General features: G+C 64.5%; 19 protein-coding genes. 7 read left to right on the forward strand and 12 right to left on the reverse strand.

From position 1 onward, the window contains the following. Positions 1–35 precede the first annotated feature (35 nt). Entirely contained in the window at positions 36–581 is a 546-nt protein-coding gene (locus M4578_RS07775; protein WP_258092889.1) for a YbhB/YbcL family Raf kinase inhibitor-like protein, read from the forward strand. Between the two features lie 31 nt (positions 582–612). Beyond that, the gene (locus M4578_RS07780; protein WP_258092890.1) at positions 613–1,476 is read left to right on the forward strand and encodes a PhzF family phenazine biosynthesis protein; all 864 of its coding nucleotides are present in this window, start codon (positions 613–615) and stop codon (positions 1,474–1,476) included. Here M4578_RS07780 and M4578_RS07785 read toward each other — a convergent pair whose 3' ends face one another. Both M4578_RS07785 and M4578_RS07790 read right to left on the reverse strand, forming a co-directional pair. Then, positions 1,477–2,022 carry an AAA family ATPase gene (locus tag M4578_RS07785; RefSeq protein ID WP_258092891.1) on the reverse strand — a complete coding sequence of 182 codons (546 nt, stop codon included), beginning with the start codon at positions 2,020–2,022 and terminating at the stop codon, positions 1,477–1,479. It abuts the gene before it with no gap. 28 nt (positions 2,023–2,050) lie between these two features. Then, on the reverse strand, positions 2,051–3,028 hold the full coding sequence (locus M4578_RS07790) for an alpha/beta hydrolase family protein (protein ID WP_338054517.1): 978 nt from the start codon (positions 3,026–3,028) through the stop codon (positions 2,051–2,053). A gap of 141 nt (positions 3,029–3,169) precedes the next feature. On the opposite strand from M4578_RS07790, the gene M4578_RS07795 reads away from it, so the two are divergent. From M4578_RS07795 to M4578_RS07805, 3 genes are read left to right on the forward strand one after another with little or no spacing between them, the layout of a single operon-like run. After that, the gene (locus tag M4578_RS07795; protein ID WP_258092893.1) at positions 3,170–3,688 is read left to right on the forward strand and encodes a cupin domain-containing protein; all 519 of its coding nucleotides are present in this window, start codon (positions 3,170–3,172) and stop codon (positions 3,686–3,688) included. Then, a complete protein-coding gene (locus M4578_RS07800; RefSeq protein ID WP_258092894.1) occupies positions 3,685–4,284 on the forward strand; it encodes a 2-hydroxychromene-2-carboxylate isomerase in 600 nt (199 codons plus the stop codon). The genes M4578_RS07795 and M4578_RS07800 overlap by 4 nt, the downstream gene beginning before the upstream one ends. Further along, a complete protein-coding gene (locus tag M4578_RS07805; RefSeq protein ID WP_258092895.1) occupies positions 4,278–4,751 on the forward strand; it encodes a GNAT family N-acetyltransferase in 474 nt (157 codons plus the stop codon). Before M4578_RS07800 ends, M4578_RS07805 begins: the two co-directional genes overlap by 7 nt. Here M4578_RS07805 and M4578_RS07810 read toward each other — a convergent pair. Then, entirely contained in the window at positions 4,743–5,210 is a 468-nt protein-coding gene (locus tag M4578_RS07810) for a GNAT family N-acetyltransferase (RefSeq protein ID WP_258092896.1), read from the reverse strand. The two genes, M4578_RS07805 and M4578_RS07810, sit on opposite strands and share 9 nt — an antisense overlap. Continuing rightward, entirely contained in the window at positions 5,211–6,152 is a 942-nt protein-coding gene (locus tag M4578_RS07815; RefSeq protein WP_258092897.1) for a LysR substrate-binding domain-containing protein, read from the reverse strand. Between the two features lie 141 nt (positions 6,153–6,293). On the opposite strand from M4578_RS07815, the gene M4578_RS07820 reads away from it, so the two are divergent. Continuing rightward, a complete protein-coding gene (locus M4578_RS07820; RefSeq protein ID WP_258092898.1) occupies positions 6,294–7,196 on the forward strand; it encodes an aminotransferase class IV in 903 nt (300 codons plus the stop codon). On the opposite strand, the gene M4578_RS07825 is transcribed toward M4578_RS07820, so the two are convergent. Further along, positions 7,187–7,927 carry a sulfite exporter TauE/SafE family protein gene (locus M4578_RS07825; RefSeq protein WP_258092899.1) on the reverse strand — a complete coding sequence of 247 codons (741 nt, stop codon included), beginning with the start codon at positions 7,925–7,927 and terminating at the stop codon, positions 7,187–7,189. The genes M4578_RS07820 and M4578_RS07825 overlap by 10 nt on opposite strands. A gap of 91 nt (positions 7,928–8,018) precedes the next feature. Here M4578_RS07825 and M4578_RS07830 point away from each other — a divergent pair, with 91 nt between their 5' ends. Further along, a complete protein-coding gene (locus M4578_RS07830; RefSeq protein WP_258092900.1) occupies positions 8,019–8,783 on the forward strand; it encodes an AraC family transcriptional regulator in 765 nt (254 codons plus the stop codon). 2 nt (positions 8,784–8,785) lie between these two features. Here the strand turns inward: M4578_RS07830 and M4578_RS07835 are convergent, their stop codons facing one another. From M4578_RS07835 to M4578_RS07865, 7 genes are all read right to left on the reverse strand, one after another. Beyond that, positions 8,786–9,253, reverse strand: coding sequence for a LysE family transporter (locus tag M4578_RS07835; RefSeq protein ID WP_338054511.1), 468 nt, complete (start codon positions 9,251–9,253; stop codon positions 8,786–8,788). Positions 9,254–9,256: 3 nt separating this feature from the next. Next, complete coding sequence (locus M4578_RS07840; protein WP_258092902.1) at positions 9,257–9,418, reverse strand: hypothetical protein; 162 nt, start codon at positions 9,416–9,418, stop codon at positions 9,257–9,259. 2 nt (positions 9,419–9,420) lie between these two features. Beyond that, a complete protein-coding gene (locus M4578_RS07845) occupies positions 9,421–10,149 on the reverse strand; it encodes an RBBP9/YdeN family alpha/beta hydrolase (protein WP_258092903.1) in 729 nt (242 codons plus the stop codon). A gap of 130 nt (positions 10,150–10,279) precedes the next feature. Further along, positions 10,280–10,642, reverse strand: a complete 363-nt coding sequence (locus M4578_RS07850; RefSeq protein WP_258092904.1) for an SPW repeat domain-containing protein — start codon at positions 10,640–10,642, stop codon at positions 10,280–10,282. A 30-nt stretch (positions 10,643–10,672) separates the two neighbouring features. Further along, positions 10,673–10,912 (reverse strand): DNA-directed RNA polymerase subunit omega, encoded by a 240-nt coding sequence (rpoZ, locus tag M4578_RS07855; RefSeq protein WP_073033774.1) that lies wholly within the window; start codon positions 10,910–10,912, stop codon positions 10,673–10,675. Beyond that, positions 10,909–11,640: an NADH dehydrogenase ubiquinone Fe-S protein 4 gene (locus M4578_RS07860; protein WP_051312240.1), complete on the reverse strand. Its 732-nt coding sequence runs from the start codon at positions 11,638–11,640 to the stop codon at positions 10,909–10,911. Before M4578_RS07860 ends, rpoZ begins: the two co-directional genes overlap by 4 nt. 80 nt (positions 11,641–11,720) lie before the next feature. After that, positions 11,721–12,218: an Hsp20 family protein gene (locus tag M4578_RS07865; protein WP_028092955.1), complete on the reverse strand. Its 498-nt coding sequence runs from the start codon at positions 12,216–12,218 to the stop codon at positions 11,721–11,723. Positions 12,219–12,240 lie beyond the last annotated feature (22 nt).

The following is a 12,240-nucleotide window of genomic DNA, read 5'->3' on the forward strand; positions in this document are numbered from 1 at the left end:
TACCGTCATATCATGGAAGTCGAGGAGAGACATTCATGATGCTGAACCTAAGCCGTACTGCCCTGTGCTCAATGTCGCTCGCCGCCGCTCCCGTTGTCGCTCACGCGTTCGATCTGGACAGCCGCGATCTGCGGGAGGGTGAAACCATCCGCACGGAATTGGTGAATTCGACCATGGGGTGCGAGGGGCTCAACCAATCCCCGCACCTGCTCTGGAATGACCCGCCCGCGGGAACACAGAGCTTCGCGATTACGGTCTACGACCCGGACGCCCCGACCGGCAGCGGTTGGTGGCACTGGATCGTTCTGGATATTCCGGCGCACACACGAGCGATGCTCGCGGGCGCCTCCGGCGACCTGCCCGCCCCTCTCGTCGAGTCCCTGACGGATTTCGGGCAGCCCGGCTACGGTGGCCCCTGCCCGCCTGAGGGCGCAGTCCCTCATCGCTACGAGTTCACCGTCTATGCCATCGACGTGCCGAGCCTGGGGGTGGACGCCAGCGCCATGCCCGCCCTCGCCGGCTACGTGATCCACGCGCACAGCCTCGGCAGTGTGACACTGACAGCGCGCTACGGGCGCTGAAAGCAAGGACTTACCGACCATGAAGAAACGCATGCTTCAGATCGATGCCTTTTCGGACCGACCACTGCTCGGCAATCCGGCGGCGGTGGTCTTCGACGCCGACGACTTGTCCACCGAGATCATGCAACGCATCGCGCGCGAGATGAACCTCTCCGAGACCGTATTCCTGCTTCGCCCGACCGGTGACGCGGACTATCGCGCCCGCATTTTTACCCCGGTGCGCGAACTGCCCTTCGCCGGTCATCCGACCATCGCCGCCGCCCATGCGTTTTGCGGCGAGCAAAGCAGAACGCCCCAAAGCCTGACGCAGGAATGCGGCATCGGACTGGTGCCGATCCGCGTCGAAGACGACCTTTACACGATGACGCAGGCGACGCCCCAATTCCGCGATGTGCCGGTCACCAAGGCTGAACTTGCCGAGGCGATCTGCCTTCCGCTCGATATGCTCGCGGACAGCCCGCATCGGATCGTCTCGACGGGGGTTCCATGGCTGTTGCTTGAGCTGCACGACCTTCAGGCGCTGACCGGCCTGCGACCCGACCTCGGCCTGATCGAGCGGGTCTGCCATGGGCTCGGCGCGGCAGGGCTCACGGTCTTTGCGGACAGCGGGTCCGGGGCCACGCCACGCCTGCGTGTACGCACCTTCGCTCCGGGTGAGGGCGTGGCCGAGGATCCTGTTTGTGGGTCTGGCAATGGTGCCATTGCTGCGTGGATCGCCACGCATCGCGACGCGGTGCCTCGGGGCAGTTACCTGTCGGAGCAAGGGGTCGAGATGGGCCGGCGCGGGCTGGTTCACGCGGGCTGGGAAACGACAGCCGAAGGGCTGCGGATCACCATCGGCGGGGCCGCCTGTATCGTCCTGCGGGGCGAGCTGGATCTGGGTGACGCGTCCTGATCAGACGGACTGATCCAAAACCTCCAGAACAAAATCGACCCGCGCCTCGACCGTGGCCAAAGGCAGCGGCAGCAGGTCATATCCCGCCATGGCATAGGCCTGCTCCATTGCCTCTGCCGTCGCAACAGCCTCGTCGAAATCCTGCGCGCGCTGTGCATCCTGACCGAATATCTCGGGCCAGGGCGGCGCAAGAAACACCGTCGCGCGATACCGGTAGAACTCGGCCGCCGCGTGAACATGTGCGGGCGCCTCGCCCTCGTAAAGCTGGAGATATCCGATCACATCGGGAATGCCGCGATCGAAGATCACCGGACCGTCGATCCCCTGCGCCTCGTGCCACGAGCGCATCTCCCAGCCGAGCATAAGCTCTGCAAAAAGCTGCCGGTCCTGACCGTGCCACCCTGTCCCACCGATCCGGGTCTGATCCTGAATGATCGCGCGACCTGCTTCGGGCATTGTTGTGAGACCATGCCGCGCCAGTGCGGACAGAAGCGTCGTCTTGCCCGATCCCGGGCCGCCGGTAATAACAAAAAGCCGATCGTTCATAGTGGTCCTGCTGGAAAGAAACCTGCATTCAGCCTGTCGGAAAGACGATCCGCCCCGGAGCATCCTTGGGCAGTCGACCGGAAAGCAACCATGCGGCGGCAAGCGGCCAGAGCGTCTGTTCGAAACGGGCGTGGAAGAATGCGAAATGCCCGATCTCGGGCACCGCGATATCCAAGGGCGCGATCCGCAGATGGGTTCGATCCGCCCCGGAATAGTAGTCGAGCAATCGTTGCCCCGCAGCTTCGGTGCAGAACGGGTCATCTGTCAACCCGATGGCCAGGAGCCGCGCCCGGGTGGCGCCATGACGCGCTGCAAGGTCTGCTGGGTCCAAAGCGGAGCAAACACTTGTCTCGAACCGCGGCCCCATCCGGCTCCAGTCGCGCACCACGCCGCGCGGCACATCCTCGAGCCATCCAAGCCGTGCCCCGGGAAAATAGCCGAAGAGCTGCGTCACGGCTGGCATGAAGAGATGCCATTTCAGATACATCGCGCGCCGCTGGCGGGGATCGTAATCGCGCCAGTAGGCGAATTGCGCGCCAACCGTCACGATCCGGTCCAGCCGATCCGAGGTGCGCGCCAACCCCAGGGCGAAGCCGCCGATTGAATGGCCCACGGCGCAGAGCGCACGATCCGGCCAGCGCCTGCCAGCATAGGCAAGCACCGCCTCAGCATCGAGGACGCCCCAATCGACCCATCCCGCCTGCAAATCCTTCACCGGCGTGGAGCGGGACTCACCAATCCCGCGATAGTCGAAGGTCAGGACCGTCGCCCCCTGCCCGGACAACCAGGATGCAAACCGTGCGTAATAGCGCGCCTGAACCGCCGTAGCGGCATGAAGCACGACGACAGGGCCGGTGTCTGCGTGCCAGATCCCACCCCTGATCGGATACCCGTCTTCAGCCGCCACCTCGAAGCGTTCGGCGGGCATCGCTGGGGCGGGCCTTTCAGGGTTCGGCCGCGATGGCGGAGCGTCAGGTCTCCAGCGATAAAGCATTGGTGTCCACATTCGTCTCAGGTCCGACAATACGAGAACAGCTTCCTTTGAAAGGGAAATCACGCCAAATGAGCTTTGCTACGGCTCACCTGAAGCCAATTCAATTGCGGGACCGGTCGGATTGGCGCTCTCTTCTCGCAGGAGGGCACCGAAATGACCCAGGATCGCATGCCACGCAGCCCCGTCGTCACGCTCGACGATCTGGACCTGTCGCCACAGAGCTATGGCACCCGCTTTCATGCCGCCATGGCGGCCATTGCCGCCCCACTCGGTGCGACGCATCTGGGGGCAAGGCTGGTGGAGGTTCCGCCCGGCAAAACGACCTGGCCCTTCCATGCCCATCACGCCAATGACGAGATGTTCATCATTCTCTCGGGCACCGGCGAACTGCGGTTCGGCCCCGACCGGTACCCGGTCGCAGCCGGCATGGTGGTGGTCTGCCCTGCGGGTGGCGCCGAAACGGCCCATCAGCTGATCGCAACCGGCACTGAACCTCTGCGATATGTCGCGGTCAGCACCATGCGAGAGCCTGATGTGATGGCCTATCCCGACAGCGGCAAGCTGACGGTCTTCGCGGGCGCCGCGCCCGGAGGTGACAAGGCAAAGCGCCGGGTTGCCAGTTCCTTCCGGACCGCGGATGCGGTCGATTACTGGAACGGCGAAGAGCCATGAGGTCCCTCGAGTTCTGGTTCGACTTCTCGTCCGGTTACGCCTTCTTCGCTGCGCAGCGGATTGAGGCCATCGCGGCAGACCTGGGTCGGACCGTGCTCTGGCGACCCTACATGCTGGGCACCGCTTACAAGGTGACAGGGGCACGCGGACTGTCGTCGACGCCACTGAAACGCGACTATGCGCGGCGCGACTGGGCGCGGATCGCACGGCACCAGGGCCTGACCTTCCAGCTGCCCGCCAACCATCCCCATGTCGCCCTGGCGGCGACGCGCGCCTTCTACTGGGTTGAAACACAGCACCCTGAACTTGCTGCTGCCTTCGCGAAGAGGGTCTTCACCTTGTATTTCAACGACAGTCTCGACACCGCCTCACCCGAAGCTGTCTCGCGGCTCGCCCCAGAGTTCGGTCTCAAGCCCGGCGCCCTTCTGGCCGGCATCGCCGACCCTGCCCTGAAAGAAAAGGTCCGGAGGATCGGCGAAGATGCGGTGGCACGGGGTGTCTTCGGATCTCCCTTCTTCATCGTCGATGAAGAGCCTTTCTGGGGCTGGGACCGAATGGAGATGATGACAGAGTGGGTCAGGACCGGCGGATGGTGATCGTACCGACGATCCGCCGACTGTCAGCCGCGGATGCTCCGCGCCTTGCCGATCTGATGACGGCCTATCGGAGAGCCATGGGCGGACCGGCCAAGGCGATGACGCCGGAACAGGCCACACCTCTGATCGAGCGCTCCGTCGCCGAGCCGGATCTGCTGCTTCTCGGGGCGGATCATGGCGGCGCGCTTGCCGGCTTTGCGCTGGCCTTCGACTTGCCCGAGATCATCTCAGGAAGCCGTGCCGGTCAGCTCGACGATCTCTTCGTCATGCCAGAGGCCCGGGGAAGCGGCCTTGCCCGCGCCCTGATTGGCCAGTTAACCGAGATCGGTACCGCGCGCGGCTGGACCCATCTGCGCTGGCTGGTGCCGCAGGACAATCTGACGGCGAAACGGTTGTATCTGTCGATCGCCGATACCGCGCCCTGGGACAGTTTTCGGATCGAGCTGAGCCAACGCCGCTCAATCTAGGTCGATTCGGTACCGTTTCACCGGATCGAGCGTGGCAATTCGGTCATAGAGCCGCTGCGCAACCAGGTTCTCAACGCCGGTTTCCCATTCGATGCGGCGCCAGCCCTGCGCGCGCCCCTCCTGAACCAGTCGCTCGACAAGCCGTTCCGCCAGACCACGACCGCGCGCGAAAGGCGCGATCCAGAGATCTTCCAGGATCGCGATCTGGGCCGTGCTGAAGCTGTGCTGACGAAGGACCAAATGCGCCAGCCCGGCGGCCTGCCCCTGAACGAGAACCAGCCAGCCGAGAAGCGGCGCAGCTTGATCCAAGAGGCGCTGCCAGATGACGGGCATGTCCGCGCGGGCTCGATCAGGTGCCGCGAAATGGTCCAGGTTCTCTTGCCAGAGGTCTTCCCATGCCACGCGGTCGTTTTCCTCAAGTCGCCGGATTTCGACCGCAGCCGCTTCAATACGATTCATTCAATCTGCTCCCGGCTCCTGTTGCCTTTGCGCGAGGGTCCTTTCCCCGGCCGAGGCCTCGATCATCCAGCGGCTCAGGTTGCGCACGCGACGGTCCCTGGCCAGCGCCTCGGGATAGACGAGGAAGTAGCCTCCGCCCGTATGAGCCCAATGTGAAAAGAGCTGTTTCAACCGCCCGGCTCCGACGTCGAAGGCGGCGATCTCCACGCCTGCCAGCGCCACTCCTGCCCCGTCCATGGCCGCGCGCAGTGCGAGTCCGGCGGAATCGACCATCATCACCGCAGCAGGCCGGATCGGCCCGCCCGGCAACGTCGCGTTCCATCGCGCGTAGTTCTCTTTCCGATACTGCGAGAGAAACAAGGTCATGCCCGATATCTGCGCCCGCATTTCGTCGGGGTCATCCTTGCTCAGGGGCGGCGCACCGAACAGGCTCACGGTTTCTTCGAACAGCAGGTCCGCCTGCAACCCATCCCATTGGCCCTGCCCATGCCGCACCGCCGCATCGGCCACTCCCGCAGACAGATCCACAGCCTCCTGCGTCGTGGATATCAGCAGATCGAAACCGTTGCGCTCGAACGGGTAGCGCGTCAGCCGGGGCGAGAACCAATGGGCCGCGAAAGTCGGCAACATCGACAGCCGCAAGGGGCCCGCGTTGCGATCCTGTCTGAGGCCGCCGACCGCTTCGATGATCCGGGAAAACCCCTCGCTCAGATCGGGCGCGAGTCTTGCTCCGGCCTCTGTCAGTTCGAGCGCCGGGCCGACCCGTCGCATCAATGTCAGGCCGAGCGCATCCTCAAGCCCGCGCAACTGGTGGCTGACGGCCGATGGCGTGACGCCAAGTTCCAGCGCCGCCTCCTTGATAGAGAGATGGCGCGCCGCGGCCTCGAAGGCTCGCAGGGCGTTCAGGGGCACATTCAGCCGAAAGGGTACTTGTTTATCCATAGATCCTCACAAACCGACTATCGCCGATAACCGGCACCACGCGAACGACGCTTTCTCATCAGCGCCTGAAAACTGCTCACTCGCCTGCCCGGCTCCTGAGCCTGAAGATCGTCCCACCATCCGCGAACTGGGAGATCCCGAATGCTGACCGAAGCCGTGAAGGTCCCGCTCGTCGATACGACGAGCCCCGTCTGGTTCGACGGGACGCTTCTGCCGTCCGGTGAGGCGACGCTGCATGTTCTGACGCACTCTCTGCACAACGGCGGTGCGGTCTTCGAAGGGATCCGCGCCTATGACGGTCGCCTGTTTCTGGGTAAGGAGCATTTCCGGCGCCTGCAGCGCTCGGCCGAACTTCTCGGCTACACGCTCCCATGGCTGGTCGATGATCTTCAGGCCGCCGCCGAGGCCGTGCTTTGGGCTGGCGGACTGAAGGACGCCTATGTTCGACCGATCGCCTGGCGCGGCAGCGAAAGCGTCACCGTATCGGCGCATGGTTGCCGGATCCATACCGCAATCGCGGCCTGGGACTGGCCAGTGGAGACCGCCCTTGGGGACGGGACCGGCGGATTGCGCCTGGTTCTGTCGGATTGGCGGCGCCCCGCGCCCGATACGGCGCCGACCGCCTCGAAATGCTCGGGGCTCTACATGACCGGAACCTTGTCGCGGGCCGCAGCCGCCCGTAGCGGACATGACGATGCGCTCATGCTGGATATGGCAGGCCATGTCGCCGAAACGACGGTCACGAACATCGTCCTCGTCCGGAACGGCAGGCTTCGGTCTCCCCTTCCCACATGCTTTCTTGACAGCCTGACCAAGCGCCATGTCTTCGACCTTGCGCGTGGCCTTGGCCTGTCGGTTCATGAAGGAACCGTCAGCCTCGACGATCTGGATGCAGCGGACGAGGTCTTCGTCACGGGCACGTCGGTCGAGCTTCGCCCCGTGGTCTCGCTGGACCGCCCCGGCAAGCACAGCACCTGGCCTGTCGGGCGCATCACCACGGCCCTGCGCGAGGCGTTCCGCGCCTCGACCCGGGCTCACGCGTAGTGCCAGACCAGCAACAGGCCGAGGCAGACGATCGCGGCGCGCAGGAATTGCGGCTTCACCCGGCGCGCCAGCCGGCCACCGATGACACCACCTGCCGCCGCCCCCAGGAAGACCAGGGCAGCCGGCCCCCAGGCAACCGCGCCGCCAAAGGCGAAGATCAGGACAGCGATACTGGTCGCAAGCGTCGCCAAGGCATTCTTGACCACGTTCAGCCGCTTCAGATCGTCGTCCCCCGTCACGGTCAGCAGCGCCAGCAGCAGCACCCCCAGCCCTGCCCCAAAGTAGCCACCATAAAGGGCCACGACGCCTTCGGCGCACGCGGCAAGGACGGGCCCGATCGACACCCCGCGGCGGGCGAGCCAGCAGTTGAGCATGGGCCCTGCCGCAAACAGCAGCGTCGCGAAGAGCAGCAGCCAGGGGACCAACTGCCGGAACAGCGCATCTCCCGACACCAGCAACAGCCCGGCCCCCGCCGCCGAGGCCAGCGCAAACACCGCGACGCGTCCGGGCCGCGCGATCAGTTCCTGCCGCAGCACTGCGCCTTCGCCAATCAGGCTGGCTGCATGGCCGGGCCAAATCGCCACTGCACTGGTCGCGCCCGCCGTCACCGGCGGCAGCCCCACGGCCAGCAGCGCCGGGAAGGTAAAAAACGTGCCGCCGCCCGCGATCGCATTGCACAGTCCGCCGAGCAGCCCCGCGCCCGTGAGCAGCGCTATTGTCGTCATATCCATCCGGTCCTCCCCTCCGCCTCCGCGCGATCCTGACGGAAGCGCTGGAAAATTGTGTCGGACCGGTGCCAGATGATACCCCGGAGGTGCCAACATGCAGCGCGATGAGATTGGAGGATTCGTCGAGGATGGAAGTCCGGTGATCGGCAGGATCACGAGCTTCACATCCGGCACCATGCCGGAGGCGCATGCGCATTGGCGCGGACAGATCGCCTGGTGCCCGGACCGGCCGGTGACGATCGAGACAGGACGGAGGCTGCATCTTCTCTCTCCCGGCATGGCGATCTGGCTTCCGCCGACGCACCGCCACCGCATCCGGGCCGAGGGCGCGCGGAAATCGGTCAACCTCTACACCCGGCCCGCTGCGGCACCGCTGCCCAAGGCCCCCACGCCTTTCCCACTCGAAGCGCTGGAGGCCGAACTTCTCCGCACCCTGGCAGGGTCCAGCCGCGCCGACCGGCAAGAGCCCGCCTTCGCCCGGCTGATAGCCGTGCTGTGGGACCGACTTGCGCGCCCCGCCCCTGCGCCCACACTGCCCCTGCCTGCCGACCCGCGCCTGCGTCGTATCGCGCTGGCACATCTCGATGGGGTCGACCATTCGCTCGACCACTGGGCCGCGGCACTGGCGCTGTCGCGGCGCAGCCTGCAACGGCTCGTCCGTCGCGACACCGGGCAAAACTGGGCCACCTGGGTGCGCGACCTTCGGTTGGCACGCGCCATTGCCCCTTTGATGGCCGGCAAAAGCGTGCAGCATGCAGCCCATGCCGCCGGCTACGCCACCGCGAGCGGCTTCGTGGCCGCTTTTCATGCCGCCCATGGGATTACGCCCGGTCAGTTGCAGCGTCGGATGGAGATCTGAGGTCATCCCACGCGCCGCTCCGTCAGCAGTCGCAGGGCGAACCCGATCAAGACACTGCCGGTAACCCCGTCGAGGAGCCGAGGCAGGCGGGGGCCGTTCAGGGCATTCTGAAACGGCACTGTCGCGGCAGTCAGCGCTGCAAAGAAAATCAGCCCCATCGACGCGTGTATCCCCGCGAGCAGGACGCTGAACGGCACCACCGGAACGCCCACGGGCAGAAACTGCGGCAGGAAGCTGATATAGAAGACACCGACCTTGGGGTTAAGAAGGTTGGTCATCACCCCACGCAGGAACCAATTCGGGGCGGAAGGCGCCATGACCCTCGGAACCCCCGGCTCTCGCGCACGGAACGCCCCCCGCAACATCCCGATCCCCAGCCAGATCAGGTAGGCCGCGCCGGCAAGCTGAAGGCAACGGTAAGCCAGTTCCGATACGGCCAGCACTGCACCGAGCCCCAAAGCCGCAATCAATCCCTATGCCAGCACCCCGGTCACCACCCCTGCCCCCGCCAGCATCGCGCGGCGCGGCCCCTCGACCGCCGCCGTCCGCAGAACAAGGGCTGTATCGAGCCCCGGTGTGATCGTCAGCAAAGCCGCGGCAATGGAAAAGCTCAGCAATGCAGTTGCAACGTCCATGGCTACTCTCCGATCTCGTCCAGAAAATCTGCCAGAAGCTCTTGGCCTTCGGGCCAGGCGCCGAGGTTCGACGCCTCGTTCAAATGGCCCCTTGGGCCAAGACGGCGTGGCCAGGCGCCTTGCCTGGCAGCCCAGGCTATCCCACTCGCCGTCGGATCATAGGGATCGTTCTCACTTGCGACGGCCAACACCGGCCGCTCACCAAACCCCGTTGCAGGTAACGCTCCGAATGCCTTTGCCTGCGCCGGGAAAGCCGGCCCGCTCGGGTCCGGCACGGCAACAAGAAATGCCGCAGCGATCGCCCGGGACGACGCCGCACGCCAATGGGCGAAAAGCAGGCACCCGAGCGAATGGCATACCAGCACCGGCGGATAAGGTGCTGCGGCGACCGCCCGGTCCAGGGCGGCAAACCAGTCCGCGAGGTCGGGCTTATCCCAGGAATTTGGCTCTATCCGGAGGGTGTTCGGATAGAGAGTTTCCCAATGACTCTGCCAATGTTCAGGGCCGGATCCCCCGATGCCCGGCACCATAACGAAACGACGGCTCATGCGACTCTCCTGGTGTTTACCCTTCTGGAGTGTCCCTTGCCGAACGCATAACGGGAATGGCAATTCATCGGCCTTTGCGGCAAACTCCCGATGAATTAACGGAATCTGTGGTGGAACATGCCGACCAGTGAGCTCGACCGCCTTGACATCGCAATCCTCGAAGCGCTTCAGGAAGCGGGCCATTTGTGGATTATCAGAAACTTGAATAAACACTAATGGCAGAGAATTTCATCTCCTTTTCAGAAAGCTCCTGAGACTTTGTCTGCGGCAGATTCAAGATATTGCCGGCCCAGTCTCGGGGCCGGCAATCTTACTAGGCGGTCAGCGCTGAACTTCCACCGTCGTCCTTCCATCGGCGCCAAGCTGGGAATGCAAGTGCGATCAGGCCGAGCGCCAGGTGGGCGAGCGAGACTGCTAAGGTGAAACCGTCAATAAGCACCCATGGACTAATGGCCGCCCAAATACCTGTTACCACTCGCGCCCAGTCAAGCCCTTCATGCGGTCGCCAAAGTGCAATCGCGGAAAGCACTGCGATCAGTCCGCCTGTCAGCAGGGCGCTCCAGAAGGCAATATCGGTCATCGTGATGACGAAGGGCAACCCAGCGAGGGCGAGGCCCGCGAGAAGGCTGATGCCGTCGCCAAGCTTGTCATAGTTCGTAGTCCAGGTCTTGCTCATGGTGTTACCTCCTTTCTCTTCACCAGGGATTCAATGCGGCCGAGCCAGCCGCTTGGGCGCCGGCGCAGGCAGGAAGGGCAACAACTCCTCCTGCGAAATCGCGCCGGTCGCGATCTCTTCCAAGGCAAGCTCTTCGGTGGCTTGCCGTTTAGGTTCGACCCGCGGTTCTGCCCCGGCCTTCAGCGCCCGGCTGCGGGCGCTCGCGGCGAGGACCAGAGCGAAACGATCGGGCACCGCCTGCTGGGCATCAATTGCAACGAAGGGATTCATGCCGCCCTCCCTTCCTCAACGGACGGATACATGCCGTCGGCGGCCACCGCCGCTTCAAGCGCCAACAGCGCTCGTTCAACCTCGGCAAGCTGCGATTCACGTTGGTTTTCCGGCATGCCTTCGGTGCTGGCGACATCCTGAAGATACTCCGTGTAGGCCCAGTTCATCAGGATAGAACGGCGAGCCTCCAACGACAGGCTGGCGTCCGAAGCAACCTCAATGGGAGGACGCCCATCATCGCCGCCTTTCGGATCGCCCCGCCGTTTGGCGCCGGCCATCGCGTCGCGATAGGTTTGCCGCATCTCCGACAGGCCGAGCCGAGAAAGCGTGGCATCGGACCACAGCCCGGCCTGCCTGTCCCGTGCCCGGGCGGCACCGCGCGCGGCTTCGCCTGCCGGCAGATGCACCTCGTAAGCCACCCCCAGACGCTTTGCATGGCGAATAGCAGCTTCCAGCGTCGGAAAGCTCAGGTCTATCTGCTGGATCGTGTCGTCCCCACCCGTCCAGCCCATCAAAGGCTCGAGCCAAGGACCGGTCCGGCGCGGAAAGCTCATCTTCCAGCCCTGCGTACCCGCGCGCCCCGAGGTCATCGCCGATTTCGACGGCTTCCAGATCCGGGCGACCGCATCGTCCGGCAGAGAAGAGTCCCAGTCGGGTCGCGAACCGGCCAGGCTCGGAATGGGTGAGGCATGTGATTGTGCTGTGAAATCTCCACTGATCAAGTTCACTACTTACCCTCCAGATTTCGGGAACGGCGTCCGACCGCCAAGAAAGCGGCCGGAGCATCCCATCCTGGGCCCGAGGTGCTTCAGGCCGCGACAGGTTCCGGCTCACGAGCCGTCTCGAGCTGCCTGGTCTCGAGACCTTCGGTCGCCTCAGGAGACGCGATCTCGATCCGACGCGGCTTGAGTTCCTCGGGGACCTCGCGCTTCAGCTGGACAGTCAGCAGACCGTTCGACAAGGTGGCCTCTTCGACCCGGACGTGATCAGCCAGTTCGAACCGACGTTCAAACGACCGACCGGCGATGCCGCGATAGAGATAGCTGGCACCGTCGTCACCATCGGGAGTCTCCTTGTGGCCCGACACGATCAGCATGTTCTTGTCCTGGGTCAGGGTCAGATCGTCTTCGGCAAAGCCCGCCACCGCCATGTCGATGCGATAGTCGTCCTCGCCGGTCTTGACGATGTCGTAGGGCGGCCAGTTGTCGAGCGTTTCCACCCGACGGGCGGCCTCAAGTGCGTCGAGCATACGGTCGAAACCGATACTCGAACGGAACAGAGGTGCAAAATCAAGTCTCGTTGCCATAGCCATATCCTCCTTTGAGCAA

The sequence above is a fragment of the Salipiger pentaromativorans genome, from assembly GCF_024721115.1.
In the GTDB taxonomy this organism is placed as follows: Bacteria; Pseudomonadota; Alphaproteobacteria; order Rhodobacterales; family Rhodobacteraceae; genus Salipiger; species Salipiger pentaromativorans.